Origin of the sequence: Arthrobacter sp. LAPM80, from assembly GCF_046736435.1 — a bacterium.
Taxonomy (GTDB): Bacteria; Actinomycetota; Actinomycetes; order Actinomycetales; family Micrococcaceae; genus Specibacter.
Map to the genome: position 1 here is coordinate 187,698 of NZ_JBCHVD010000003.1, position 24,744 is coordinate 212,441.

At 63.7% G+C, this 24,744-nt stretch carries 26 protein-coding genes; 19 read left to right on the forward strand and 7 right to left on the reverse strand.

Annotated features, from left to right (window positions below; all coding sequences use genetic code 11):
• The first annotated feature begins 6 nt into the window (after positions 1 to 6).
• The 4 genes from AAGW05_RS05040 to AAGW05_RS05055 are packed head-to-tail and all read left to right on the forward strand — an operon-like array spanning position 7 to position 3,194.
• Positions 7 to 489 (forward strand): flagellar protein FlgN, encoded by a 483-nt coding sequence (locus tag AAGW05_RS05040; RefSeq protein ID WP_411803380.1) that lies wholly within the window; start codon positions 7 to 9, stop codon positions 487 to 489.
• A gap of 17 nt (positions 490 to 506) precedes the next feature.
• Entirely contained in the window at positions 507 to 1,916 is a 1,410-nt protein-coding gene (gene flgK, locus AAGW05_RS05045; RefSeq protein WP_411803381.1) for a flagellar hook-associated protein FlgK, read from the forward strand.
• 1 nt (position 1,917) lies between these two features.
• Positions 1,918 to 2,805, forward strand: a complete 888-nt coding sequence (locus AAGW05_RS05050) for a flagellin (protein WP_411803382.1) — start codon at positions 1,918 to 1,920, stop codon at positions 2,803 to 2,805.
• Complete coding sequence (locus tag AAGW05_RS05055; RefSeq protein ID WP_411803383.1) at positions 2,802 to 3,194, forward strand: flagellar assembly protein FliW; 393 nt, start codon at positions 2,802 to 2,804, stop codon at positions 3,192 to 3,194. The genes AAGW05_RS05050 and AAGW05_RS05055 overlap by 4 nt, the downstream gene beginning before the upstream one ends.
• A gap of 100 nt (positions 3,195 to 3,294) precedes the next feature.
• On the opposite strand, the gene fdhA is transcribed toward AAGW05_RS05055, so the two are convergent.
• Positions 3,295 to 4,506 carry a formaldehyde dehydrogenase, glutathione-independent gene (gene fdhA / locus AAGW05_RS05060; protein WP_411803384.1) on the reverse strand — a complete coding sequence of 404 codons (1,212 nt, stop codon included), beginning with the start codon at positions 4,504 to 4,506 and terminating at the stop codon, positions 3,295 to 3,297.
• 178 nt (positions 4,507 to 4,684) lie between these two features.
• Positions 4,685 to 5,161 carry a MarR family winged helix-turn-helix transcriptional regulator gene (locus AAGW05_RS05065; protein WP_411803385.1) on the reverse strand — a complete coding sequence of 159 codons (477 nt, stop codon included), beginning with the start codon at positions 5,159 to 5,161 and terminating at the stop codon, positions 4,685 to 4,687.
• Positions 5,162 to 5,269: 108 nt separating this feature from the next.
• On the opposite strand from AAGW05_RS05065, the gene AAGW05_RS05070 reads away from it, so the two are divergent.
• Positions 5,270 to 6,691, forward strand: a complete 1,422-nt coding sequence (locus tag AAGW05_RS05070) for an MFS transporter (RefSeq protein ID WP_411803386.1) — start codon at positions 5,270 to 5,272, stop codon at positions 6,689 to 6,691.
• A 210-nt stretch (positions 6,692 to 6,901) separates the two neighbouring features.
• On the opposite strand, the gene AAGW05_RS05075 is transcribed toward AAGW05_RS05070, so the two are convergent.
• The 4 genes from AAGW05_RS05075 to AAGW05_RS05090 form a co-directional block, all read right to left on the reverse strand.
• Positions 6,902 to 7,537 carry a LutC/YkgG family protein gene (locus AAGW05_RS05075; RefSeq protein ID WP_411803387.1) on the reverse strand — a complete coding sequence of 212 codons (636 nt, stop codon included), beginning with the start codon at positions 7,535 to 7,537 and terminating at the stop codon, positions 6,902 to 6,904.
• A complete protein-coding gene (locus AAGW05_RS05080) occupies positions 7,534 to 9,060 on the reverse strand; it encodes a LutB/LldF family L-lactate oxidation iron-sulfur protein (protein ID WP_411803388.1) in 1,527 nt (508 codons plus the stop codon). Before AAGW05_RS05080 ends, AAGW05_RS05075 begins: the two co-directional genes overlap by 4 nt.
• On the reverse strand, positions 9,057 to 9,854 hold the full coding sequence (locus AAGW05_RS05085; RefSeq protein ID WP_411803389.1) for a (Fe-S)-binding protein: 798 nt from the start codon (positions 9,852 to 9,854) through the stop codon (positions 9,057 to 9,059). The genes AAGW05_RS05080 and AAGW05_RS05085 overlap by 4 nt, the downstream gene beginning before the upstream one ends.
• A gap of 70 nt (positions 9,855 to 9,924) precedes the next feature.
• The gene (locus AAGW05_RS05090) at positions 9,925 to 10,380 is read right to left on the reverse strand and encodes an Lrp/AsnC family transcriptional regulator (RefSeq protein ID WP_411803390.1); all 456 of its coding nucleotides are present in this window, start codon (positions 10,378 to 10,380) and stop codon (positions 9,925 to 9,927) included.
• Between the two features lie 115 nt (positions 10,381 to 10,495).
• Between AAGW05_RS05090 and AAGW05_RS05095 the strand changes: the two genes are divergently transcribed.
• A complete protein-coding gene (locus tag AAGW05_RS05095) occupies positions 10,496 to 11,212 on the forward strand; it encodes a LysE family translocator (RefSeq protein WP_411803391.1) in 717 nt (238 codons plus the stop codon).
• Between the two features lie 15 nt (positions 11,213 to 11,227).
• Here AAGW05_RS05095 and AAGW05_RS05100 read toward each other — a convergent pair whose 3' ends face one another.
• Positions 11,228 to 12,253 (reverse strand): hypothetical protein, encoded by a 1,026-nt coding sequence (locus AAGW05_RS05100; RefSeq protein ID WP_411803392.1) that lies wholly within the window; start codon positions 12,251 to 12,253, stop codon positions 11,228 to 11,230.
• Between the two features lie 366 nt (positions 12,254 to 12,619).
• On the opposite strand from AAGW05_RS05100, the gene AAGW05_RS05105 reads away from it, so the two are divergent.
• From AAGW05_RS05105 to AAGW05_RS05165, 13 genes are all read left to right on the forward strand, one after another.
• Positions 12,620 to 13,717 (forward strand): DUF475 domain-containing protein, encoded by a 1,098-nt coding sequence (locus AAGW05_RS05105; protein ID WP_411803393.1) that lies wholly within the window; start codon positions 12,620 to 12,622, stop codon positions 13,715 to 13,717.
• A 45-nt stretch (positions 13,718 to 13,762) separates the two neighbouring features.
• Positions 13,763 to 14,356, forward strand: coding sequence for a TerD family protein (locus AAGW05_RS05110; RefSeq protein WP_411803394.1), 594 nt, complete (start codon positions 13,763 to 13,765; stop codon positions 14,354 to 14,356).
• Positions 14,357 to 14,422: 66 nt separating this feature from the next.
• On the forward strand, positions 14,423 to 15,004 hold the full coding sequence (locus tag AAGW05_RS05115) for a TerD family protein (protein WP_411803395.1): 582 nt from the start codon (positions 14,423 to 14,425) through the stop codon (positions 15,002 to 15,004).
• A gap of 106 nt (positions 15,005 to 15,110) precedes the next feature.
• On the forward strand, positions 15,111 to 15,692 hold the full coding sequence (locus AAGW05_RS05120) for a TerD family protein (RefSeq protein WP_411803396.1): 582 nt from the start codon (positions 15,111 to 15,113) through the stop codon (positions 15,690 to 15,692).
• A gap of 53 nt (positions 15,693 to 15,745) precedes the next feature.
• Entirely contained in the window at positions 15,746 to 16,939 is a 1,194-nt protein-coding gene (locus AAGW05_RS05125; protein ID WP_411803397.1) for a toxic anion resistance protein, read from the forward strand.
• A 35-nt stretch (positions 16,940 to 16,974) separates the two neighbouring features.
• Positions 16,975 to 17,532 carry a hypothetical protein gene (locus AAGW05_RS05130; RefSeq protein WP_411803398.1) on the forward strand — a complete coding sequence of 186 codons (558 nt, stop codon included), beginning with the start codon at positions 16,975 to 16,977 and terminating at the stop codon, positions 17,530 to 17,532.
• Positions 17,520 to 18,071 (forward strand): TerD family protein, encoded by a 552-nt coding sequence (locus AAGW05_RS05135; protein WP_411803399.1) that lies wholly within the window; start codon positions 17,520 to 17,522, stop codon positions 18,069 to 18,071. Before AAGW05_RS05130 ends, AAGW05_RS05135 begins: the two co-directional genes overlap by 13 nt.
• A 7-nt stretch (positions 18,072 to 18,078) precedes the next feature.
• On the forward strand, positions 18,079 to 18,879 hold the full coding sequence (locus AAGW05_RS05140) for a hypothetical protein (RefSeq protein WP_411803400.1): 801 nt from the start codon (positions 18,079 to 18,081) through the stop codon (positions 18,877 to 18,879).
• Positions 18,880 to 18,993: 114 nt separating this feature from the next.
• Positions 18,994 to 20,139, forward strand: a complete 1,146-nt coding sequence (locus AAGW05_RS05145) for an HpcH/HpaI aldolase/citrate lyase family protein (RefSeq protein WP_411803401.1) — start codon at positions 18,994 to 18,996, stop codon at positions 20,137 to 20,139.
• A complete protein-coding gene (locus AAGW05_RS05150; RefSeq protein WP_411803402.1) occupies positions 20,136 to 21,584 on the forward strand; it encodes a phosphoribosyltransferase domain-containing protein in 1,449 nt (482 codons plus the stop codon). The genes AAGW05_RS05145 and AAGW05_RS05150 overlap by 4 nt, the downstream gene beginning before the upstream one ends.
• Positions 21,581 to 22,750 (forward strand): cysteine protease StiP family protein, encoded by a 1,170-nt coding sequence (locus AAGW05_RS05155; RefSeq protein ID WP_411803403.1) that lies wholly within the window; start codon positions 21,581 to 21,583, stop codon positions 22,748 to 22,750. Before AAGW05_RS05150 ends, AAGW05_RS05155 begins: the two co-directional genes overlap by 4 nt.
• Entirely contained in the window at positions 22,747 to 23,562 is an 816-nt protein-coding gene (locus tag AAGW05_RS05160; protein ID WP_411803404.1) for an HAD family hydrolase, read from the forward strand. Before AAGW05_RS05155 ends, AAGW05_RS05160 begins: the two co-directional genes overlap by 4 nt.
• Positions 23,563 to 23,660: 98 nt before the next feature.
• The gene (locus AAGW05_RS05165) at positions 23,661 to 24,737 is read left to right on the forward strand and encodes a DUF1524 domain-containing protein (RefSeq protein ID WP_411803405.1); all 1,077 of its coding nucleotides are present in this window, start codon (positions 23,661 to 23,663) and stop codon (positions 24,735 to 24,737) included.
• The last annotated feature ends 7 nt before the right edge of the window (positions 24,738 to 24,744 follow it).

Genomic DNA, 24,744 nt, shown 5'->3' on the forward strand with positions numbered 1-24,744 from the left:
TAGCCCATGGGTCTTGAGGCATTGACCGCACTATTGTGGCGTGAACGCGAGTTGCTTGAACTGCTCGTTTTTAAGTTGGAGGAGGAGCATTTGATCCTTACTTCAGGGAAAACCCGTTGGCTCGACAACGCAACACGCGAAGTTAGCCATGTGGCTGAACGCCTGCGCACCACCTCGCTGGAGCGCACGGTGGTGGCCGCAAGTATTGCTCTGGACTGGGGCCTTGCCGAGGACTCCGGGTTGCTGGATTTGGCCGAAGCCGCCGCAGCCGGGCCCTGGCAGGAGATTTTGACTGACCACCACCGCGCCATGCTTGCTACGGTGGAACAGATCCGCGGCCTGCGCAACACCAATTTGCAGTTCCTGCGGGCCGGATTGCGGTCTGCCCAAGACACCGCCGCCAACCTCAGCACAGAGGCGGGCACCTACGACCACCATGGACACACCACTCAGGACGCCGTTTCATTGCTCCTGGATCGAAGCGTCTAAAGGACAATTGAGGACTCTTGAGTACTTTTGGCGGCCTGAACACGGCCCTTTCAGGACTGAATGCGGCGCGAACCGGCATTAACACGACGGCGCAAAACCTTGGCAACGTCAATACGCCGGGCTACACGCGCCAGCGCGCCGAACTTTCGGCAGTGGGCGTCCCCGCCCGTGGCGCCCTGAACGACCTCGGCATCCGCACCGGTCAGGGTGTTGGTGTCACGGGAATCAGCCGATTGGGCGATGCCTTCCTTGATGCGCGCGTCCGCACCAGTTTCTCCGCCGCCGGCTACACCGGCGCCAGGGCCCAGGCATTGGCGGACATCGAAGGCACGCTCAACGAGCCCGGCCCCACTGGAATCTCCAGCCAGTTGCAGGGCTTGTGGACCTCCTGGCAGGGCGTCGCCAATTCACCCGGCGAGGCCGCGCCGTCGGCCGTGTTGTTGGAGAAGTCGGCCACTCTTGTGGCGAGCATTGCCGCCGGCTACTCGGCCATGGACAGCCAGTGGTCCCAAACCCGGGCGAATGCGAACGCTGTGGCCCAGGACATCAATTCCACCGCCACCCAAGTCGCCTCGCTGAACAAGGGGATCCGCTCGGCGGCCGCTGCCGGGACCCCGCACAATGAGCTCATTGACCAGCGCAACGCCCTGACCACCAAGATTGCGAACCTGACGGGCGGCACCACACGGGACCTGCCCGATGGCACCAATGAGATCCTGTTAGGCGGTAACGTCCTGCTGTCCGGCTCCAGCAGCAACGAGGTGAAGCTCGCCGGGCCGGGAAAAATGTCCGACGGCGGCACAGTGCAGTTGGAGTGGGCGCACCGGCCCGGCGCCGCCGTGGAGCTTGACGGCGGCAAATTGGCCGGCCTGCTCTCGGTGCTCAAACCGGCTGCTGAGGGTGGCGTGATCGCCCAGACCGCAGCCTCCTACAACACGCTGGCGCAAAAATTGGCCGACACCGTCAACGGCGTCCACCAAGACGGACTCACCCCCGACGGCACCACCGGGCATGCCTTCTTTGAGTTCAAGGCTGGAGTCCCTGCCGCGTTGGGCCTCGCCGTAGTCCCCAAGGACGCCAGCGGCATTGCAGCCGGAAAACCCGGCGTAGGCGGGAAGGACGGCTCCCTTGCGGAGGACATTTCCCAGCTGGGCATGGGCCCCGGCTCCCCCGACAAGATGTGGTCGGAAACCGTGGTGAGCCTCGGCGTCGAAATTCAAGGCGGTCTCCAGCAAGCGGTGCTGTCGGATGTTTCACTCACGAATGCCCTCGGCAACCAGCAGGCCAACGCGTCCGTGGACATTGACGAAGAGAATGTGAACTTGCTGGCGTTCCAGCACGCCTATCAGGCGGCGGCCAGGGTTATGACAGCCGTTGACGAGGCACTGGATGTGCTGATCAACCAGACAGGAAGGGTGGGCCGCTAACATGATCAACCGCGTCACCATGCAGACCACATCAACCGCGTCACAACGCGGAATGCAGGCCAATGCCGCCAAGCTGGCCGAAGCCCAGCTGCGGGCCAACACCTTGCAAAAGAACGTCAGGCTCTCCGATGACCCGGCAGCTGCGGCCGAATCGATGGCCGTGCGCGCAGCCCAGGCCCAGGCTACCCAACACGGGCGCAACATCGACAGCGGCGACGCGTGGATGACCACGGCCAACGGCGCCTTGGACACCTCGGTTTCCTTATTGCAGCACGTCCAGTCTCTGACGTTGCAGGGTTCCAATGCTGCCCTGACCCAGGAGGCCAGGGATGCCCTTGCCACGGAGTTGGATTCCATCCGCGGAGAGTTGCTGGTTCAGGCGAACACGAAACTTGTGGGCCGGAGCATTTTTGCCGGCAACTCCGATGCCAAGAGCGCTTTCCTGGACGGCACACCGCCCACCTTCACGGGCGAGCCGAACAGCACCGTCCAGCGCCGTGTCAACGACGCAACAACCATCCGCGTCGATGCCGATGGCGCCGCCATCTTCGGTACGAATGACAGGTCGGTCTTTGGCCTGATTTCCCAGCTTTCCGCCGATCTGCGCTCGGGTGTAGATATCTCTACCTCGATCGACCCCGTCAACGCCGCCCTGAACAACGTAATAGGCCAACGCTCCGAATTGGGCGCCCGTCACGCCGAACTGCTGCGCGCAAAGGACTCCAATATCACCGCGCAGCTTGATTTGGAATCCCACCGGGCTGGCGTTGAAGACCTCGATCTTGGGGCGGCAATCCTTGATCTGAAAACCCAGGAACTGGCCTACCAGGCCTCCTTGGGCGTCACCGCGAAGGTGCTGCAAACAACGCTGATGGACTTCCTGCGATGAGCCGGCTGCCAGTACCGTCCTCGCAGCTGCGTTTCCTCAGCCCTCCCCCAGGGCTGGCCCCCCTAGTTGATTTCACGTTGGCGCAGCTTGACGGCACCCCGGGGCTGTTTTCACTGACGGCACAGGACGGCTCGGTGCGGTTATTTGTTCTGGATGCCACACTCCACGTGCCGCACTACCTGCCCCAACTGCCGGCATCAGGGCTCGAGTCCATCGGTGCGGAGACCGCTTCGGCACTGATTCTCGTCGTGGTCAGCCCCGGCGCTACGAGCACAGTGAATCTGTCGGCCCCCATCGTGGTGAACCCTGCAACCGGCGCCTGCCTGCAGATCATCCTGGATGGGTCAGACTGGCAGTTGCGCCACCCACTGGGCCCGCCTGCCTCCTGACACCTGTCTTCCGGGTGATCACATGCGAGTCCAAACTGCAGCTGATGCTGATTTCCAGCCCGGAAACCAGCATCAGCTGCAATTTGAACGCGGAGTCAGGCTAGTTCAGGTAGCCGTTGGGGTTCAGCACGTACTTCGTGGCCGCACCGGCGTCGAATTCGGCGTAGCCGCGCGGCGCATCGGTGAGGGCGATGGCCTTTGCGTTTACGTTCTTGGCGATGGAAACCTTATCGTGCAGGATCGCCATCATCAGGCCGCGGTTGTACTTCATGACGGGGCACTGGCCGGTGGTGAAGGACAGTGACTTCGCCCAGCCCGTGCCAAGGCTCAGGCTCAGGGCACCCTTTTGCGCGGCGGAGTCGATGCCGCCCGGATCGCCCGTGACGTACAGGCCCGGAATGCCAAGAGATCCGCCGGCGGCAGTGATGTCCATGAGCGAATTCAAGACGGTGGCGGGGGCCTCCCCTGCCCCATGCCCGTGTCCTTTTGCCTCAAAGCCAACGGCGTCAACGGCACAGTCAACCTCGGGGACGCCCAGCAGCTGCTCGATCTGGGCACCGGGATCGCCGTTGCTCAGGTCGATGGTTTCACAGCCGAAGGTGCGGGCTTGGGCCAGACGGTCCGCGTTCATGTCACCGACAATCACGACGGCGGCCCCCAGCAGGTGTGCGCTTGTCGCGGCGGCGAGGCCGACCGGCCCTGCCCCGGCGATGTAGACAGTGGATCCCACGCCGACCCCGGCCGTCACGGCGCCATGGAAGCCTGTCGGGAAGATGTCAGAGAGCATGGTCAGGTCAAGCATCTTCTCCAGCGCTTGGTCCCGGTCCGGGAACTTGAGCAGGTTCCAGTCCGCGTACGGAACCAAAACGTACTCGGCCTGTCCGCCGACCCAACCGCCCATGTCGACATACCCGTAGGCGCTGCCGGGACGGTCGGGGTTGACGTTCAGGCAGATACCCGTCTTGCGCTCCTTGCAGTTGCGGCAGCGCCCGCAGGAGATGTTGAACGGGACGGAGCAGATGTCCCCAACCTTGATGAACTCGACATCGGGGCCCACCTCAACAACCTCACCGGTGATTTCGTGGCCCAGGACCAGGTCCGAGGGTGCCGTGGTGCGTCCTCGCACCATATGCTGATCGGATCCACAAATGTTTGTTGCCACTGTGCGCAAAATGACACCGTGGGGAACTTTGCGCCCCACGTTCGCCGGGTTGACGCCCGGTCCGTCCTTGAGTTCAAACGTCGGGTAGTCGATGTCAATGACCTCGACAACACCCGGTCCCTTGTAGGCAACGGCTTTGTTTCCTGACATGGATATGCTTCCTATCTGTTAGTTCAGACGACGACATTTGACGCCCTCTAGTGCAACGAGAAACACCCCCGCTGCCGCTACCGGCACCTGCCACGCAAGCAATTCCTTACGTGGTGCTAGGAGCGGGTGGTGGGGTATGCCCCAGCCTAGGCCCAGAATAGGAATTATGTAAGGAAAGTCACGATGTGACGTCACCGCGCGGCCAGGGGCTGCCTTCCAGCCGCTCCACATCACCGTTAAACTCCTGGAGCGAGGCCAGAAACTGCGCCTGGCGCTGTGCCGGCCAAGCCGCCATGACACGTTCAATACCTTGGATGTGGACAGCGCGCGTCGCTTTCATGGCACTGATCCCGGTCGGGGTGGGTGTCACGCGACGCGCCACCTCACCGTTGATATTTGGGGCGAAGGCGAGCAATTCAGTGCGCAACAGTGCCGCCACCTGGCGGTGCACGGTGGAGGCGTCCAGCCGCAGCGCAGCGGCCAGTTCTTTGAGCGTCATGGGTGCAACATTTTCCAAACGGCTCAACAGAACCATGGCCGATCGATCGAGGACTTCCTCGTGCCGGTGATATGGGCGCAAAGCATGACGAGCCAGCAGCATCAGCTCATATTCGAGCTGTTCCAGCACCTTTTCTCCGTGTAGCACAATCTCCATCCCAGCTTTGTTGTGTATGATGCATATTCATTGCATCATACACATATAAATCTTATCGGGAGCCCAGTGTTCAGTAGTAAAAGTTCCACCCGCACACCTTCACCAGGGATGATCGTTGCCACGTTGGCGTTTTGCGGCATCGTTGTCTCGCTCATGCAAACGTTGATCATTCCGCTGATCCCTGAACTGCCCAAGTTCTTAAATGCCTCTGCCACCGACGCCTCCTGGGCCATCACGGCAACCCTTGTGGCAGGGGCCGTCATCACTCCCATCAGCGGACGTCTGGGTGACATGTTCGGCAAGCGTCGAATCCTGATCCTGAGCTTGCTGGCCATGGTCATTGGTTCGGTGCTGTGTGCTCTCAGTGATTCACTGGCGATTATGGTGGTGGGGCGCACCCTTCAGGGCCTGTCCATGGGTGCAATCCCGCTGGGCATCAGCATCATGCGCGATGAGCTGCCGCCGGCGAAGGTAGGACCCGCTATTGCCACCATGAGCGCCACCATGGGTGTTGGTGGCGCCATCGGCATTCCGCTGTCCGCTTTCATTGCCCAAACCGCCAACTGGCACATGCTTTTCTGGGTTGCCGCAGTGCTGGGCCTGGCCTGCACCTTGCTCGTAGCATTTGTCTTGCCCGAGTCCCCTGTTTTCACGCCCGGCCGTTTTGATGGCTGGGGCGCTGCCGGACTGGCAGTAGGCCTGGTTGCACTCCTGGTGCCTGTCACCAAGGGGAGCGAGTGGGGCTGGGACAGCCCCCTGACCATCGGCTTGTTCATCGCTTCAGTGGTCGTCTTGCTCATCTGGGGCGCCTACCAACTGCGCACCACCAACGCCCTGGTTGACCTGCGGGTTTCGGCACGTCCTCGAGTACTGCTGACAAATCTCTCCTCCATCATGGTCGGCTTCGCCATGTACGGCATGTCGCTGATTTTCATCCAGCTCCTCATGGCACCGGCCGCAACCGGCTATGGGCTTGACTTGACCATGACCCAGGCAGGCCTGGCGCTGGCACCCGGCGGCGTTGTCATGATGGCCCTTTCCCCCGTTTCTGCCAAGCTCTCGGCACGCCGCGGCCCCAAGGTCACCTTGACACTGGGCGCCCTCGTCATTGCCCTCGGGTACGTCGTGGCCCTGTTCCTCAACGGCTCAGTGTGGGAGATCATCCTCGCGTCCATGGTGATCAGCGCCGGCTTGGGCTTGGCGTTCGCCTCCATGCCCGCCCTGATCATGGGCGCCGTGCCGATCACCGAGACAGCCGCAGCAAATGGCCTGAACTCCTTGATGCGTGCCATCGGCACCTCCAGCTCGGCCGCCGTCATCACCGTGATCCTGACCTCCATGAGCATGCAGCTTGGCCCGTACTCGCTGCCCACGATGGATGCGTTCCGCGTAACGTTTGTTCTGGCCATCGGTGCCGCCGTGGCTGCTGCGGTACTCGCCGCCTGCATCCCCACAGGTGGTGCGGCGCCCGCCCATACACCAGCTCATGGCACCACGCCGGCCGCCAAGTCGGGCGTGCCCGTCGCCTGACGCCGCTGCTGCGTCACGGAAAAGCCCGGCCCCGCACCAGCGGGGGCCGGGCTTTTCCCTTTTAGCGCCGAGCTTGAGCGTGACGGGCGGGACCCACCTCTTGTCCACCGACCGACCAAACGCTTGGGTCAACAAATCAGAAGATTCCATGGTCGCCATGCTTCCACGGCAGCCAGCGCTTGAGAACCCCGGCGCACCAGTTGGGCGGGCCTACGTCAGGATGATGACATCCAGCGTGCGCGGCCCATGGACGCCCTCGACGCGTTCAAGTTCGATGTCGCTCGTGGCGCTGGGCCCGCTGATCCAGGTCTGCGGGCGGGTGGGCTCAAGCCGCGCAATGGCCTGCGGCAGCACCTCCACAATGTCGTCCTCGCGCAGGATGCAGATGTGCCTGTCCGGGACCAGGGAAATGATGCGCCGGCCCTGGTCGCTGCTGCCATCGAGCATGATGGTTCCGGTCTCGGAAACAGCCGTCGCGGCGGCCGTGACAACGGCATCGACGGCATCCAGTTCAGCCACGGTGAGGCGGCCCTCGGGCGAGTCGACATGCACTGCCGGGGTCCCGGCGTCGTTCTGCACTGCCGTGAGCCACTCCTGCGGAAGTCCGTGCGGCACCACGATCGAGGCGGTGCCTGCCAGCAGTTTGGCGAGCCGCTCGGAGACGTCGGCGGCAGGCGTGAGGAACACGTTCGCCTTGTAATCAACCAACCTGTCGACGAGCTGCTCGAGCCGCTGCTCCCCCGTCATATCCGAGGTGGTGCGGTACTCCCGGGGCACCACAGGCGTTTCCGGCGCGTCACGCAGCGCCGAGAGGATCCGGTTCATGATGTCCTGGCGGGCGCTCATGCCTGCTCCCCTTCGGTGGTGTTGTTGGAAGGCACGACGGCGGCGCCAGGCTTGTGTTCCTTGGCCCACCACTGGCGGAATGACCTGGCGGGCGGGGCGGGGATGTCCCGGCTTTGGGTCCAGCCGCCGGCAATGCCAGGAAGCTTCTTGATGACCTTGGCACGGCCGGCCACAAGCTTGCCAAGCGGCAGAGCCTTTTCCAGCGTGTTCAGGTGCGAACCGGAAGCGAACGCCCATTCGGCACCCTTCATCATAAGGTCCATCTGGGAGGGAATCTTGAGATTTGAACGCTTGGAGTCGACGTCCTCACCGCGCAGGTGGACGAGGATTTCGGGGATGTTGATCTTCACGGGGCAAGCGTCAAAGCAGGCGCCGCACAGTGAGGAGGCGTAGGGCAGCGAGCTGTTTTCCTCGCTCTTGATGCCCGTCAGCAGCGGCGACAGGATGGCGCCGATGGGGCCCGGGTACGTTGAGCCGTAGGCGTGGCCGCCGGTCCGTTCGTACACGGGGCACACGTTCATGCAGGCGGAACAGCGGATGCAGTTCAGTGCCGTCCGGCCCATTTCATCGGCAAGGGCGGCGGTGCGGCCGTTGTCGAGCATGACAAGGTGGACGTTTTGCGGGCCGTCGCCGGGGGTGACTCCGGTCCACAGCGAGGTGTACGGGTTCATGCGCTCACCCGTGGAGGAACGCGGGAGCAACTGCATGAACACCTCGAGGTCGCGCCATGACGGCAGCAGCTTTTCAATGCCCATGACGGTGATGAGGGTTTCGGGCAGCGTCAGGCACATGCGGCCGTTGCCCTCGGATTCCACCACTGTCAGCGTGCCGGTGTCGGCGAGGCCGAAGTTGGCCCCCGATACGGCAACCTTGGCGGAAAGGAACTTCTTGCGCAGGTGCTTGCGCGCGGCCTCGGCAAGGCGTGCTGGCTCGTCGGTCAGGTCGGGGTCGACCACCGGCATTTCCCGCAGGAAGATCTCCCGGACCTGGCTGCGGTTCTTGTGGATGGCAGGAACAAGGATGTGGCTTGGCTTGTCGTGGTCAAGCTGGACGATCAGCTCGGCCAGGTCGGTCTCAAAGGCGGCGATGCCCTGCTCTTGAAGGTACTCGTTCAGCCCAATTTCCTGGGTGGCCATGGACTTGACCTTGACCACCTCGGTCACTCCGGTTTCGCGGATGAGCGCGGTGACGATCTCATTGGCCTCCTGGGCGTCGCGCGCCCAGTGGATGGTGCCGCCGCGGGCGGTGAAGTTCTCCTCGAACGTCTCAAGCAGCGCGGGCAGGTTCGCCATCGTGGCGTCCTTGATGGCAGCCCCGGCGTTACGCATGTCCTCCCAGTCGGGAAGCTCGGCCACCACTTTCAGCCGCTTGTCCCTGATGGTGTGCGTTGCGTGGCCCAGGTTGGCGCGCAACTGGGCGTTGCCAAGCTCCCGGTGTGCCGCCGTCGGAAATTTCTCGGTGGCATTGAGGTTGCCGTGGCCAAAGACGGGCAGCGACGGCATGCCCAGAAAGGTGTTGCTCATCGCTTGCTCCCTGCCAATTTGACCTCACCGGTGACTGTTGCGGGGTTTTCGAGCGTGCTTGCCAGGATTTCGGCGAAGTGCAGCGTACCCACGTTGCTGCCCTGCCGGGACAGCCCGCCGCCAATGTGCAGCAGGCAGCTGGCGTCGCCGCCTGAGCACAATTCGGCGCCGGTGCCACAAATGTTGGCGGCCTTGTCGGCGTTCATGGCGGCGGAGACGTCGGCGTTTTTCATGGAGAAGGTGCCGCCGAAGCCGCAGCACTGCTCGGCCTCGGGCAGCGGCACCATCTCGATGCCGCCGACGCTTGCCAGCAGGTTCAGCTGGCGGTCCGCTAGGCGCAGCAGCCGCATGCCGTGGCAGCTGGGGTGGTACGTGACCTTGTGGGGGAAGTGCGAGCCGAGTTGTTCCGCGGCGTTCGTGATGCCCAGAACGTCGGTGAGCAGCTGTGAGAGTTCGTAGGTCTTTGCGCCGACGACGGCGGCCCGGGCTTCCAGCGCGGGGTCGCCACAGCGCCGTGCCACCATTTCGTGCTGGTGCTTCACGCTGGCAACGCAGGATCCCGACGGCGCCACGGCGACGTCGTAGTCCTGCGTGTCGAAGGCCCGGACATGGTTGGCCACCACGGTGTGGGCTTCCTTGAAGTAGCCGGAGTTCACGTGCATCTGGCCGCAGCAGGCCTGGCCGGAGGGAAACACCACCTCGTGTCCGAGCCGTTCAAGGATGGCAACCGTTGCTTGGGCCGTGCGCGGATACATGGCGTCAACGATGCAGGTGGCGAAGAGCGCAATTTTCATGTTTTCCACTGTAGGGCAAAACATAACCGATGTGGACTGACCACACCCTAAGACGCGTAAACACCCCGAATTACAGGGGCAGGCCAGCGCCCGGTTTAAGGTTCTTCATGACAAGGGTTGAGCTGACACGCTGCACGCCGGGCAGCATGGTCAGCTCGTTGTCAAAGCACTGCTGGTAGTCGTTGAGGTCCTTGGCCATGACCTTCAGGATGTAGTCGGGATCCCCGAACAGGCGCTGGGCCGAGGTGATGTGGATGTTGGCCGACACCGTTGCCTCGAACTCGTCGATCGTGGCGCGGTCGACGCGGGCAAGTGTCACGAATACGAGCGCCTCAAAACCCAGGCCGACGGCGGCAGGGTCGATAATGGCCCGGTAGCCGCTGATGGCCCCCGACGCCTCCAAATCCTTCAGGCGACGGTGGCACGGAGCAACCGTCAGCCCCACCTGGGCGGCCAGCGCCGTGGCACTCATTCGACCGTCATTTTGGAGGGTGCGCAAAATTTCCTTGTCAATGGCGTCAATCACCTACAGATCTTATCGCGACAGGCCTGTTTTCGGGTGAAAAAGGTAAGCACTTATGGCTTCGATTTCCCTAAGCTTGCCGTAACCCATCAACAGCGAGGCACGCAGCAGGAGCACCATGGAACCGCACGCACTTATTGGCTTCCTCATTGTCGCCTTCACGCTGACATGCACGCCGGGCCCGGACTGGGCAGTTGCCATCGCTGCGGGCCTGGGCAAGCGCAGTTTTGTCCCCACGGTCGCCGGCCTGTGCAGCGGCTACGTGCTGCTCACACTCTTGTTGGCGGCGGGAATTGCTGCACTCATGACAGCCATCCCCGGCCTGTTGCTGTGGTTGACGGTGGCAGGGGCCGTTTATCTCCTGTGGCTGGGTTTAATGATCACCAGGTCGTGGCGCGGCGCAGGTTTTGTCACAGTGGGGCCCAACGGCGAACTTCCCATTGATGCGACCGCAGTGAACACTTCAGCACCGACCGGCGCGGGCGCGCCCGGATCGTCGTGGAGGTTGTTCCTGCAGGGCTTTGGCACGAGCAGCATCAACCCCAAGGGGCTGTTGCTGTTCGTGGCCCTGACACCGCAGTTCATCAAGTCCGACGCCGCGTTTTCGGTGCCGCTACAGTCGGCGGTCCTCGGCTTGTCCTTCGTCGCCATGACTGCTGTCATCTACACCCTGGTGGCGGCAGGATCACGGAAGTTGCTGCGGTCCCGGCCGGCCGCGGCCCGCGGCGTCACCCTCTCCAGCGGCATCATCATGTGCGGGCTTGGCGCCGCGCTCCTCGTGCAGCAGATTGGCCCCGTGGCGCAGGCCGCCGGGCACCTGCTTGCCCAAGGCTGACGCATCCCCCCGGTGCTACGGCTTGAAGAGCTTGGCCAGCAGCTTCGGATCAACAATTTCGGCCCGGATGACCTCGCTGACAGCTTCGGGCGTGGTTGTGGTCCCGGTCCGCCTTTTCACTTCCTTGCGGATCTGGTCAAGGATCGTCTCGGACAGGATGACGTCCAGCAGCGCCTTGGGCTCGGTGGCAGCCCTGTGCTTCCAGGATTCGTCGATGCGCCGGCGCTTCAGGGCTTCGCGGTGGAGCAGGAACATCATCTCCGCCTTCTCCTCCAACGTTGCCGGCCCCAAAAGATCAATTTCGAAGGCCATGTTCACCACCACCGGCAGCCCGCCGGTCAGGTGGTAGGCCTGCCACACGGCACCGTTGGTCAGGATCATCCACTCGATGCCTTCGTTCACGGCATACATCTGCACCTGGCGCAGGTGCCGTTCGTTGAGTTTCTGGCTGATCCTCTTGACCTCGATGAAGGCCACCATCTGCTTGTCGATCCGCACCCCGTAGTCGGCAAAGTCCTGCTTCACCATGTATTCGGTGGTGAGGTCCCTGAACTTGTCGTAGTCCAGGCCCTCGCACAGCAAGTCGGTGACAATCAGGCGGGTGTCACCCTCATTGGCGTCGCGTGCCTTCAGATCCTGCAGCGGCTTGATGTACCGTCCGATGGCACCACGCACCTGCTCGAGGGCGGACACCTCCCACTTCGGGATGCGCGACGCCGGTGCGGCTGCTGGCGCCCCTTCAGGCGCGATGTCGGGCCTTTGCCCGGACGGGGCAGTCGGGCTGAGCAGGTCCTCGGGAAGGAAGAGGTAGGGGTCGGCCACTCCGAAGGCGGCCTGCTTGAACATCCAGCTGATGGCCGGTTCCCACTGCTGAACAATGCCGGCTCCGCCACCATCCACGGCCACCACCTTGGTATGTGCGATGAGTTCCAGATCGCCGTGGTCCGGCACCTGGCGACCGGTGCGGGCAACCTCCGCCGCCCACCGCACCAGAATGTTGAGCCTGTTCTGTCCTTTTGTATCCAGTGAAATCTCGGTCATGATTCACAGCTCCTTGCTCGTTGCACGATGCCACGGCACGCATGGTGTTGGGAAGACCCTACTGCCTGCATCGGACAACTTCGCCCTTATGCGCCGCCATGACGGCCGCCCTGATCCGGACGTCGAGCGGCGGCCACCTCCAGCGCCACTTTGTCGGAGCCGTGCGGCAGTATGGCTGTCATCACTTCCAGCGGCAAATAAGGAACCTTTCACCCTCGTCAACCATTAGGAATATGTAGTGTGAATAGAGATAATTGAATTTGCAGGATCCGCGCGTGAGCTGTCCGGCCGCGTGCGGCTGTATCCAGACCGACCACAAATCCCCGGCCCACCCTTCCGGGGGACTCTTGAGGAGCTTGTCAGCGCGTGTTCTTGAAAACTTTTGGCTGGTCCTTCGGGATCACCGCGGTGGCACTCGTAGTCGCGTTCTTCTATGGTGGCGTCGAGGCACTGGTCCTTTGCGCAATTCTGGGTGTCCTTGAGGTCAGCCTCAGCTTTGACAACGCCGTGGTGAACGCCCGCATCCTGGAGAAGATGAGCGCGTTCTGGCAGAAGATCTTCCTCACCGTGGGCATCCTGATCGCCGTTCTCGGCATGCGCATCGCCTTTCCCCTGTTGATTGTGGGTGTCACCGCCAACCTCAACCCACTCGAAGCGGTTCAGCTGGCCCTTGAGAAGGGCGACATCCACACTCCCGGCAGTTATGCCTACCTCCTGCACGACGCGCATCCGCTGATCGCCGCCTTTGGGGGCGTCTTCTTGCTGATGTTGTTCCTTGACTTCATGTTTGAGGAACGTGAACTGCACTGGCTGGGCTTCCTGGAAAAGCCGCTGGCCTTCATTGGCCGCTTGCAGGGCGCCGCCATGGCCATCTCCCTCGTCATCCTCGTCATTGCGGCTGTCATGGTACGCCCGGGCAAGGAAGTTGACGTGCTGATTGCCGGCATCTTGGGCATGATCACGTACCTGCTGGTCAACGGCCTTGGCGAGCTGTTCAATGTTGACGGGGACGAAAGTCCCGAGACGGCGGCAGTAGCCAAGAAGGCCAACAATGGCGTGGGAAAGGCGGTTGGCAAGGCAGCATTCATGCTCTTTCTCTACCTTGAGGTCATTGACGCGTCCTTCTCCTTCGACGGTGTCATTGGTGCCTTCGCCATCACCTCAGACCCCATCATCATCGCCTTGGGCCTTGGCCTGATCGGGGCCATCTTCGTCCGTTCGCTCACCGTATTCCTCGTTCGCGAGGGGACCCTGGATGACTACGAATACCTTGACCACGGCGCCCACTGGGCCATTGGCGCCCTCGCCATCATCTTGCTGCTGACCATCAGCATCGAGGTCAACGAGGTCATCACAGGTGTCATCGGCGTGTTCTTCATCGGCGCCGCATTCCTGTCCTCCATTGCCCGGAACAAGCGGATTACCGCGGCCCAGAAAACCCCGGCGGACCAGCTTTGCAGCTGATCTTCGACAAATTTTCCCCACCCAATTCACAAGGAGCAAAACGTTATGGGACTTAGTTTGCAAAAGGGCCAGGCCCTTTCACTGAAGAAGAACGACGGCGCTGCCCTCACCCGGGTGCGGATGGGCTTGGGCTGGGACTCCGCAGCCCCCGTCAAGAAGGGTTTCTTTGGCGGCTTGAAGAAGGCTGCCGACGTCGACCTTGACGCATCGGCCATCTTCTTCGACGCAAGCGGCAATACCCTGGACACCGTGTTCTTCAACCAGTTGCAGAGCAAGGACGGCTCCACGCGCCACACGGGCGACAACCTCACAGGCGAGGGCGAGGGCGATGACGAGACCATCCTGGTTGACCTTGCCAAGGTTTCCCCGGCCGTCGCCCAGATCGTGTTTGTCATCAGCAGCTACAGCCGGCAGACCTTCGACACCATTGAGAACGCGTTCTGCCGCCTTCTTGACGACTCGACGGCAGGGTCCCCCGAGGTTGCCCGCTTCCAGCTCACCGATTCAGGCAACCACACGGCCATGATCATGGCCAAGGTCTCCCGCGAAGGTACAGGCTGGAAGTTCACAGCCATTGGCGACCGCGCAAACGGACGCACCGCGATGGATCTGATCCAGCCCGCAGCCGCGGCACTGTAGGGTTTCGGCACAAGCATTTAGTTTTATTTCTCAGCACCGCTTCGTCATATGAGGAGTTTAGTTTTCATGGCATCTTTGACACTTTCCAAAGGCAGCAACCTTTCTTTGACCAAGGCCGATCCCGGCCTGCAAATGGCCATGGTTGGTTTGGGTTGGGACCCGCGCACCACCAGCGGGGAGGCCTTTGACCTTGATGCGTCGGCCATTCTGGTCACGAATCGCGGCAAGGTCCGCAACAACGATGACTTCATCTTCTACAACCAGCTGGAATCCAAGGACGGCTCCGTCGTCCACCAGGGCGACAACAGGACCGGTGAAGGCGACGGCGACGACGAGCAGATCCTGATCAACCTCGCCACCGTATCCCCCGACGTCGACAAGGTTGTCATCGTGGTCTCGATCGACCAGGCCGAGGCCCGCCGACAGAACTTCGGCCAGGTCCGCGACGCCTACTGCCGCGTGGTCAACCAGAACAACGACCACGAAATCGTCCGCTACGACCTCTCCGAGGACGCCGCATCCGAGACGACGATGGTCTTCGCCGAAATCTACCGCAACGGCGGCGAATGGAAGTTCCGCGCCGTCGGCCAGGGTTACGCGAGCGGCCTGCACGGCATTGCAACCGACTACGGGATTGTCCTGGACTAGTCCCCACGTCCTCCCCAATCCCAGCCGCTGGCGCGTCAGGGGTTGGGCCCCTCGGACGCGTGGGCCCAGCAACTATTGACCATCCACACAGTAAGGACTAAGAATCATGGCAGGCTTGACACTTGCAAAAGGCAACAATCTTTCGTTGACCAAGACCGACCCGGGCCTGCAAAAGGCACTCATCGGCTTGGGCTGGGACCCCCGCACCACCACAGGCGATGCCTTCGACCTGGATGCCTCGGCACTCCTGGTGGCAGCGTCAGGAAAGGTGCGCTCCGGCGATGACTTCATCTTTTACAACCAGCCCGCCTCGAAGGACGGTTCAGTCACCCACCTTGGCGACAACCGTTCAGGCGAGGGCGCCGGCGACGACGAGCAGATCCTCATCGACCTCACCAAGGTCGCCGCGGACGTTGAGCGTGTTGTCATTGTTGTCTCGATTGACCAGGCGGACGCCCGTGGCCAGAACTTTGGTCAGGTCCGCGGGGCATACTGCCGTGTGGTCAACCAGGGCAACGATACGGAAATTGTGCGCTTCGATCTGAGCGAAGACGCAGCACCTGAGACGTCCATGCTGTTCGCGGAAATCTACCGCAACGGTGCCGAATGGAAGTTCAAGGCCGTGGGCCAGGGCTACTCCAGCGGCCTGGCCGGAATCGCCACCGACTTCGGCGTTCCGTTGGGCTGACCCACACCTTTTGTCCACCCTGCAACCCTGCTACCGGAAAATTGGATCCCACCATGTCTTCAGCACTGACCCCTCCCACCGAAGCCGAAAATGCACTTGTCCTGAAGGCCCCGGACGCCCCGGAGATTATCGTGGCGGACGAGGCCCCCGGCATGGTTCCCGTGCCTGCCGAGCGCCAGGCCGAGATCAGCCGCCAGGCGGCGGATTTCATTGCCGAGATCGCCACCTTTGATGCCCGCAGCCCGGAATTCACCAGCAAGGTTGACGGCATTTCCAAGCTGGCCGGCACCGAGATGACAACATCCTCCGACGCCTCAAGCCGGATGTTGGAGCGCTCCTCAACATCCGTTGCAGGTGCCAAGAAGAGCGGCAACAGCGCCCAGGCCCAGGTTGCCGGAACCTTGAACGACCTGCGCACCACCGTCGAGGACCTCACCCCGAACAACGCGGACCTCAGCGTTGGCCGCAAGGTCCTGGGCTTCCTGCCGGGCGGGAACAAGCTGGCCAAATACTTCCAGAAGTACGAGTCCGCTCAGACCCAGCTCGACGCCATCATCAAGTCCCTGATGGCCGGCCAGGACGAACTCCTCAAGGACAACGCCTCGCTTGCAGGGGAAAAGGTCAAGCTGTGGGAAACCATGCAGGGCCTGAGCGAATACGCGGTCTTTGCCAAGGCACTTGACACCGCCTGTGTTGAGAAGATCGACGCCACCCGCGCCTCCGGCCAGATCGAGCAGGCCCAGAAGCTTGAGGCAGACGTCCTCTTCCCGATCCGCCAGCGCCACCAGGACATCCTGACCCAGCTGGCAGTGTCGGTGCAGGGCTACCTTGCCATGGACCTGATCCGCAAGAACAACCTTGAGCTCATCAAGGGCGTGGACAGGGCCCGCACCACCACCATTTCGGCGCTGCGCACCGCCGTCATCGTGGCCCAGGCCCTGGCGAACCAGAAGATGGTGCTTGACCAGATCGACGCCATCAACACCACAACGAACAACATGATCCTGAAGACCTCTGAGATGCTCAAGGACCAGACGGTCCGCATCCACCAGCAAGCCGCCAGCTCAGGCGTCAGCGTTGAGACGCTACAGAAGGCCTTCGACAACGTCTTCCAGACCATGGATGCCATTGACACGTTCCGCGCGTCGGCAGCCAAGAACATGGAAGGCACCGTGCACGCACTGGAGGACGGCCTGGCCAAGGCCAAGCCGTACCTGGAGCGTTCACGCCAGTCTGAACGCGAGTAGGCTGGAAAGCACGACGACGGAACAAGGGTGGCGCTATGATTGGCCGTTTTGTAGGGGGCTTTTTTGGCGGCGGCGGGGCACCCGAGGTGCCCGGCCGTCCCGTTGTTGACCCCATTGCCGAGGAGATTTCCCAGATGGGCGCCTCGGTTGACTCACTGCGTGCTGCGGTCCGCCGCTCGGGGAGCAAACTGCCGCCGCTGTTGATGTCCCAGCTGCGCCACCTGGGCGACCTGATGCGCGACGCCGTGGCAGACATCGCCGTCAGGGGTTGTTCAACCGAGCAGCGAGTGCTGCTCAATGCCATGATTTGCAGCTACGTGCCCACCCCGCTGCAGGCGTACCTGGCGCTGCCTGCGGCGCACCATGACGAAGAGTCCTCGGCGACATTCCTCTTTGCGGAGCAACTGGCCACCCTTGAGATGACCCTTGCGGATTTGCTCAACCAGATCCGCATCGGTGCCGTGGAGGAACTTTCCACCCACGGGCGCTTCCTCGCGGACAAGTTCTCCGCCCAGGATGCCGCCCTGCAGCTTCAAAACCCAGTAACAGAGCGGGACCCATTGCGTTTGGAGGGCCAGTCTTGGCAACACTAGTGGCGGGGGCCAACGCGGCCCTGACAGCTGAAAACCCGGGCCTTGGCCACGTCGTGGTCGGCATGGGCTGGGACACCATCCCCAGCCGTGGGCCGCAGGCGGAGTTGGTGCCGTTTGCCCTCATGTGCGACGCCGGTGGCCAGGCCGTTTCAAACGACCATCTGGTGTTCTTCAACCAGCTTGTCAGCGCCGACGCCTCCGCCACGTTCATCGGCGACGGCGACATGGAGCAGATCGACGTCGAACTGGCCCAGGTTCCGGCTGAAATCTCGAAGATTATCTTCCTTGCCTATGCGGATCCGGAATTCCGGGGCCCGGGGAACTTTGCCTCGGTGCGCAGCGCCCACATCCGCGTTGCCACGGCAGAAAACCGTGAGCTCGTGCGCTTTGACATCTCCGTGGCGGGGCTTGAGTCGGTGACGGCAATGATCTTCGGCGAGCTGTACAGGCACCGCGACGACTGGAAATTCAGGGCTTTGGGCCAGGGCTACAGCACGGGTCTGGCCGGCGTGGCCAAGGACTACGGAATCGGCCTGTAGGCCCCACATGAACCCTTCGTCGACCCCGCGCACAGACCTGCCGTTCCTGCGCCGCCGCATCAAGGCAGGCACCGCACAGCCGCCGGCACCCGCCGCAGCCCTCACGGCTCCGGCCCTCACTGCTCCGGCCCAGCAACCCTCGGGCGGGCTCAACCTGGGCCGCCCTCAGGGCCAGCCGCAGCGCCCGTCCGGCTTGGTGCTGGGAGGCGGGGCACCGGCGTCGTCCGTGAATCCCCGCGCCCAAAAGCTCGCGGCACAACGGGAGCGGGCCAAGCGGGAGGACCACGAGGTGGGCCTGCTGTTCCCAGCCCCTGGCATTGCGGAGCTGTACGAGCTGAACTTTGCAGACAGGGTTCTGCGGTTGTCCGCGATGCAGTCGGCGGTGGGCAGCCTTGTTGTCAGTGGCAGCACGGCTGCCGCGTGGGAAAGCGTGCGCAAGGTGGTGGGCGGCCAGACTGTCGAGGGCCACAGGGCAGGCACCTCCGTCATGACAGCAGGCAACAGGGAACTCGTGGGCTACCACGGCCGGGATGCGTTGATCGTGCTGCGCCATGTCCGCGAATTGCGCCGCGCCATTTTCATCAACCGCAGCAGCGCCACTATGGGGGTCCGGCTGTTTTCGGGCGAGAGCGTTGCTCTGCCACCGGCAGCCGACGGCACGCAGATGGTGTTGCTGGTCCACAGGATCGGCAATGTGCTTGAGCTGCGGGCCGAGCCCGTCCCCCACGACTGGCCCGACCTGCAGATCTGGCAGGAGTTCGATTTTTCCATGACCCGCAGCGCACCTTCCTCCGCCTACGGACGCTAAGACATATTCCCGCCACGGCATACAGTGCCTGCCTGCAGCAGCTTGAAAGGGCCAATGCGACATTTCCGTTCCCTGACCACTTCCCAAACGACAGGTCTTTTTCACCGTCTTCCGGTGGAGCTGACAACGGAAAGCGCCCCGGAACTGCTGGCTGTCGCCCTGGGCGGCACCCTGTACACCCCGGCAAACCGGCCGGATCTTGTCAAGGATGTACTGCGCCAGCGTGACCTTGGCTGCGTGTCAATGGTGCTGTGCCTTGAGGACTCCATCCCCGACGCCGACGTTGACCGGGCCGAGGACAATGTCATTTCCGCGCTCCGCGGCCTCGACGCCGGAGCGGAGGACCTGCCGCTGCTCTTTGTCCGCGTCAGGACCCCCGAACAAATGCTGTCCGTGGGCCGGCGGGCCGGTGCCGCCACGGGACTGCTGACCGGTTTTGTCATCCCGAAGTTCGACAACGAGTCGGGCGTCGGCGCCTCCTTCCTTGACGCCCTGCACGTTCTCCAGTCAGAGCTGGGCTTGGACGGGACAGCCGCTGCTCCCGGCGCCGGAGCGGGCCGCACGCCCAGGCGTCTGCGCATCCTGCCCATCCTGGAATCCCCCGCAGTCATCCATGTGGAAACCCGTGCAGCGGCCCTGACAAACATCCATGCGCTACTTGCCACAAACCGGGAGGATGTCCTCTCGGTGCGGATCGGCGCCACCGACATGTCCAGCGCCTTTGGCCTGCGCCGCTCCCGCGACCTGACCATTTACGACGTCACCGTGGTGGCCAACGTGATCGGCGACATCGTGAACGTGCTGGGGCGGCCCGAGGGCGGCTTCGTCATTTCAGGCCCCGTCTGGGAGCATTACTCAAACACCGAGCGCGTACTGCGCCCCCAGCTGCGCGTCACCCCGTTCGCCCGGCCCCAGGAGCAGGAACTGCGCCAGCGCATCATGACGGCGGGCCTTGACACCTTGATCCGCGAGATCCAACTCGACCTGGCCAACGGGCTGCTGGGAAAGACTGTCATTCACCCCACCCACGTCGCCCTCGTGCACGCCCTGAGCGTCGTCAGCCATGAGGAATACCTCGACGCACTGGCCATCGCCGGCAATGAAAAGGGCGGCGCCGCGGCGTCCCCCTACGGAAACAAAATGAACGAGATGAAGCCGCACCAGGCGTGGGCCAAGCGCACACTCCTGCGTGCCGATGCCTTCGGCGTGTCCACCGCGAACATCACCTTCGTGGACCTTCTTGAAGCGAACATGGCATGAGCGGCGGCAGCGAAACACCCGCATGGACAGGCGGATTCGTCGCCGGATGCCTTGACGTGGCCATCCACAGTGACCCGGCCGGCGCCGTTGCCGTGCAGGACCTGGTGGGGCTGGCCGTGCGCCGCAACCCCAAGCGTGCCCACCTGCTGGTGTCACGGGTCCTGGCCAAACATGTGCCCACCGAACCGGCGCTTGTCATCGCGGCGGGGGAACTGCTGGGCGCCTTTGTCGCACGGGAGCTTTACCCCTCAACGTCCGACGCGACACGCCTCTCCGCGGCAGCCGGGCAGCTCACCGCAGTCCTGGCATCCCCGCCCGGGCAGCGGCAGGCCGCCATCGCAGCCCTCGCCGGGCAGGTGGCGGGGCTGCGCACAGTGGTGCCCGACGCCGTCGTGATTGGCTACGCCGAAACCGCAACCGGGCTGGGCCGGCTGGTGGCGAATGCGCTGGGCGCCTACTACATCCACTCGACCCGCCATGCAACGCCCGGCGTGGAGGCTGTGGCGGGATTCCAGGAGGGGCATTCACACGCCACCTCACACGCCATGGTGCCCACCGATCCGCAGTGGCTCCAGCGAACAGGGCCCGTCATTCTTGTCGATGACGAGTTCAGCACGGGTTCAACTGTCATCAACACCATCCGCGAGCTGCATGCCCTGACTCCGCATGGGGAATATGTGGTGGCGGCACTGATCGACCTGCGCAGCGCCGAAGACCGCGCCCGCTTCGAGGCTTTGGCCGCCGAACTGGGCGCCAGGATTTCCGTGACGGCGCTGGGGACGGGTTGGATAGAACTGCCCGAGGACCTACTGGGCCGGGGTCAGACCCTGGTGGAACACCTTCAGCAGGCACAACAGGTAGTTGACGCCCCCGGGGGCCGCCTCGCCATGCTTGAACTGGCTGCCGAGGACCTCACCCCTGTGCGCAGCGACAGGTTCGGCAACCGCACCGCACCGGCACCCGCCACCATTGAGGCGATTGCCGGGCACGTCGGCGCCTACCTTGCAGCCCACCGCTGCCAGGGCCCGTTCATTGTCCTCGGCTGCGAGGAAAACATGTTCCTCCCGCTGGCCGTGGCCAGGGAGTTGGATCGCCTGCGCCCGGATGCCGACGTGCGCTTTTCCACGACGACCCGCTCCCCCATCGTGCCCCTTGACCGTCACGACTACGCCATTGCCGGCGCCCTGACGTTTGCCAGCCACGACCTCACCAACGACGGACCGGGCCCCCGCTTTGCCTATAACCTGAACGGTACGGGGCAACGGCCCGGCACCATCGTGGTGTTCCCTGAACCGGGTACGGGCCGCGATGAACTGCTGCACAGCTCCGTCCCGGTCCTGCCCCCGCTGGCAGTGGCGCTGCGTGCGGTGGCCGATGACGTCCTCGTCGTTCTTCTTCCTGCCGACAACCCGGCCACAACCCCACAGACCGAGGTTTCGCCATGAGCCAGTTTCCCCTGCCCACGCCCCTGACCGGACCGGATTTTGGTTCCTATCCTGCGGAGGATGTCACCTGGCTGTTGAAGGACTTGAGCCATATTGCGTTGGAGGCGCCCACGGAGGAGCGCGAGCAGGCCATCCAGTCGGGCGCGGCGAATTATGCCCAGTCGCTTCCGGTGGAATACTCGCCGAGTGCCGAATACCAGGCACTGTACACGCAGGCAGTTCAGCGCGCCGGCACGCGGATTGCCACGGCCGTCGGGGTTGTGACCGAGCTTGCGCTTGCCGGCCGGAACAACCAGCCTGTGCTGGTGTCGCTGGCACGCGCGGGCACCCCCATCGGCATCCTGATGCGGCGTTGGGCCCGGCAGATCCACGGGATCGAGCTGCCGCATTTCACCATGAGCATCGTGCGCGGCGTGGGCCTGGATCCCACGGCACTGCGCTACCTTGCGGCCAACTTCGACCCGGCCAGGATCCTTTTTGTCGACGGATGGACAGGCAAGGGCGCCATTTCACGGGAGCTGACGGCGGCGCTTGACGATTTTGCCGCCGGCACCGGCGTCCGCTTTCAGGACGACCTGGCAGTGCTGGCCGACCCGGGCCACTGCGTTTCGATGTTCGGCACCCGCGAGGACTATCTGATCCCCTCCGCCTGCCTGAATTCCACAGTGTCGGGTCTTGTCTCACGCACGGTCTTCAACGTTGAGCACATTGGTCCGCACGACTTCCACGGCGCGAAGTTCTACGCGGATCTGGCCGGCAGCGACGTTTCAAACGACTTCCTGACCGCCATCGGCGCCCACTTTGATGCCGTGCGCCCCGCCGTTGAACGCCAGGTGGCCCAGCACGTGGCCGCCGCGCCGGCGCCGAGCTGGGTGGGCTGGGAGGCAGTTGAACGGATCAGCACCGAGTACGGGATCAACAACGTCAATCTCGTGAAGCCAGGCGTCGGTGAAACCACGCGCGTGCTGCTGCGCCGGGTGCCGTGGCGGGTGCTCGTCAACCCTGATGCCGTTGACGACGTGGTCCATGTCCTGCTGCTCGCTAAACAACGCGGCACCCCCGTGGAGGAAGTGCCGGGCCTGCCGTACAGCTGTGTCGGCCTGATCCATCCCCGCTTCGACAAGAGCGCCGTGGGCGCCGACGGTAAGGCCGTGCACAACGCATGAGGGCCACAACTCTGGTCGCCTGCGACCTCGACCGCACGCTCATTTACTCCAAGAGCGCCCTCTGGCTCACGGGCGAAGACAAGGACGCCCCGGCCATTGTCGTTGCCGAGGTGTACGAGGGCGCGCCGCTGTCCTTCATGACGCGGGCCGCCGAGGAACTGCTGCTCTCGGTGAAGTCGGCCGCCACGTTCGTGCCCGTCACCACGCGCACGCAGGCCCAGTACGAGCGCGTGCGGTTGCCGGGCCCCGTGCCCGAGTACGCCGTCACCTCCAATGGCGGGGTGCTGGTGCACCACGGCGTGCCGGATGCCGCGTGGCGCGAGCAGCTAACGGGCACCATGGCTGCGGCCTGTACGCCGCTTGAAACCATCGAGGCGTACCTCGGCCGCTCCGGTTTCGCCCCGTGGATCCTGCGTGTGCGCCGCGCCGAGGACCTCTTTGTCTACGCGATCATCGACCGTGACGCCATGCCCGAAACCTTCCTGGCGGCGCTCGTGCAGCTGTGTGCCGAGGGTGGCTGGAGCGTGTCGGTGCAAGGCCGGAAGCTGTATTGCGTCCCGCTGCCCATCAACAAGTCCGACGCCCTGGCCGAGGTGGCGCGCCGCACAGGTTCGGGCACTGTCATAGCCGCCGGCGACTCCCTGCTCGACCAGGACATGCTTGACGGCGCGGACCTCGCCTTCCGCCCCCTCCACGGCGAATTGCATGACGCCGGATACCTGGCTTCCCATCTGCGGCTCACCTCTGTGCGCGGCATCCTCGCCGGGGAGGAAATCCTGCGCAGCATCCTTGCGGAGCTCACCGCCGCCTGACGCCCCCGTGTCGTTGGCTGACTGTAAGCTGGGAGTTCACCTCATGCCACCTACCTTGGGAGAACCACGCCTTGTCTTCAGCACGTCCAATCCGCTCTTTGAGGGCCACCGATTTCATCATGGGGTCGGTGCTTGCGTCGGTCCTCCTGGTGACCACAGCGTGCGGCGGCGCACCCGCGACCATGGTGGCCCCGCCGTCGGCCATGGCCAAGCAGCCCGCCACGACAAACGCTACACCGAGCCCCACGCCCGAGGCCGACGACCAGGCGCCGCTCGACGGCGACGTCACCCCCAACGCGGGCAATGCGGACCTGGCAGCCAACAAGCAGCCGGCCTATGCAGCCAAGGCGCTTGAGGTACTGGCGACGCTTCCGATCAAGGGCCGAGCGCCCAAGACAGGCTACAGCCGGGAGAAGTTTGGCCAGGCCTGGGCGGATGTGGACAGGAACGGCTGCGACACCCGCAACGACATCCTTGCCCGCGACCTCACGGCCAAAACTTTCAAGGCCGGATCCCGCGAATGCCAGGTGCTCACCGGTGTCCTGGCTGACCCCTACACTGCCACCACGATTTCCTTCGTGCGGGGGCAGTCGACAAGTGGCGCCGTGCAGATTGACCATGTGGTTGCGCTGAACGACGCGTGGCAGAAGGGCGCCCAGCAGCTGAGCGTCGACCAGCGCACGGCACTCGCCAACGACCCCCTGAACCTGCTCGCCGTTGACGGCCCCAGCAACCAGCAAAAGGGCGCCAGCGACGCGGCCACATGGCTGCCACCGAACAAGGGCTACCGCTGCGAATACGTCGCCCGGCAGGTCTCGGTCAAGGCCACCTACAAGCTGTGGGTGACCCAGGGTGAACATGATGCCATGGCAACTGTCTTGGGTGGCTGCGCCGACATCCAGGTGCCCACAAACCAGACCCCTCCCCCGGCGGAGCCGGTCGTGCTGCCGCCACCGGCACCCGTGAAAGAGGTCGCCCCGGTTGAGGCCGCGCCGGCGCCTGCACCCGCACCTCCCGCGGCTCCACCGGCACCGCTTGTCCAGCCGCCGGCTGCCGGGGTCTACTACCAGAACTGCTCCGCGGTGCGGGCCGCCGGTGCCGCCCCGATCCGCGCCGGGGATCCCGGATTCCAGGCCAAGTTTGACCGCGACGGCGATGGGGTCGGCTGCGAGTAGGAACACG

What these genes read in the sequence shown, in the direction of transcription:
- AAGW05_RS05075 (WP_411803387.1), bottom strand. Translation starts at nt 7,537, where the DNA reads ATGAGCGCCCGCCAGGACATCATGAACCGGATCCTCTCGGCGCTGCGT.
- AAGW05_RS05140 (WP_411803400.1), top strand. Translation starts at nt 18,079, where the DNA reads ATGAACCCTTCGTCGACCCCGCGCACAGACCTGCCGTTCCTGCGCCGC.
- AAGW05_RS05095 (WP_411803391.1), top strand. Translation starts at nt 10,496, where the DNA reads ATGGAACCGCACGCACTTATTGGCTTCCTCATTGTCGCCTTCACGCTG.
- AAGW05_RS05150 (WP_411803402.1), top strand. Translation starts at nt 20,136, where the DNA reads ATGAGCGGCGGCAGCGAAACACCCGCATGGACAGGCGGATTCGTCGCC.
- AAGW05_RS05125 (WP_411803397.1), top strand. Translation starts at nt 15,746, where the DNA reads ATGTCTTCAGCACTGACCCCTCCCACCGAAGCCGAAAATGCACTTGTC.
- AAGW05_RS05040 (WP_411803380.1), top strand. Translation starts at nt 7, where the DNA reads ATGGGTCTTGAGGCATTGACCGCACTATTGTGGCGTGAACGCGAGTTG.
- AAGW05_RS05100 (WP_411803392.1), bottom strand. Translation starts at nt 12,253, where the DNA reads ATGACCGAGATTTCACTGGATACAAAAGGACAGAACAGGCTCAACATT.
- AAGW05_RS05120 (WP_411803396.1), top strand. Translation starts at nt 15,111, where the DNA reads ATGGCAGGCTTGACACTTGCAAAAGGCAACAATCTTTCGTTGACCAAG.
- AAGW05_RS05155 (WP_411803403.1), top strand. Translation starts at nt 21,581, where the DNA reads ATGAGCCAGTTTCCCCTGCCCACGCCCCTGACCGGACCGGATTTTGGT.
- AAGW05_RS05050 (WP_411803382.1), top strand. Translation starts at nt 1,918, where the DNA reads ATGATCAACCGCGTCACCATGCAGACCACATCAACCGCGTCACAACGC.
- AAGW05_RS05110 (WP_411803394.1), top strand. Translation starts at nt 13,763, where the DNA reads ATGGGACTTAGTTTGCAAAAGGGCCAGGCCCTTTCACTGAAGAAGAAC.
- AAGW05_RS05055 (WP_411803383.1), top strand. Translation starts at nt 2,802, where the DNA reads ATGAGCCGGCTGCCAGTACCGTCCTCGCAGCTGCGTTTCCTCAGCCCT.
- AAGW05_RS05130 (WP_411803398.1), top strand. Translation starts at nt 16,975, where the DNA reads ATGATTGGCCGTTTTGTAGGGGGCTTTTTTGGCGGCGGCGGGGCACCC.
- AAGW05_RS05160 (WP_411803404.1), top strand. Translation starts at nt 22,747, where the DNA reads ATGAGGGCCACAACTCTGGTCGCCTGCGACCTCGACCGCACGCTCATT.
- AAGW05_RS05085 (WP_411803389.1), bottom strand. Translation starts at nt 9,854, where the DNA reads ATGAAAATTGCGCTCTTCGCCACCTGCATCGTTGACGCCATGTATCCG.
- AAGW05_RS05070 (WP_411803386.1), top strand. Translation starts at nt 5,270, where the DNA reads ATGATCGTTGCCACGTTGGCGTTTTGCGGCATCGTTGTCTCGCTCATG.
- AAGW05_RS05065 (WP_411803385.1), bottom strand. Translation starts at nt 5,161, where the DNA reads ATGGAGATTGTGCTACACGGAGAAAAGGTGCTGGAACAGCTCGAATAT.
- fdhA (WP_411803384.1), bottom strand. Translation starts at nt 4,506, where the DNA reads ATGTCAGGAAACAAAGCCGTTGCCTACAAGGGACCGGGTGTTGTCGAG.
- AAGW05_RS05115 (WP_411803395.1), top strand. Translation starts at nt 14,423, where the DNA reads ATGGCATCTTTGACACTTTCCAAAGGCAGCAACCTTTCTTTGACCAAG.
- AAGW05_RS05080 (WP_411803388.1), bottom strand. Translation starts at nt 9,060, where the DNA reads ATGAGCAACACCTTTCTGGGCATGCCGTCGCTGCCCGTCTTTGGCCAC.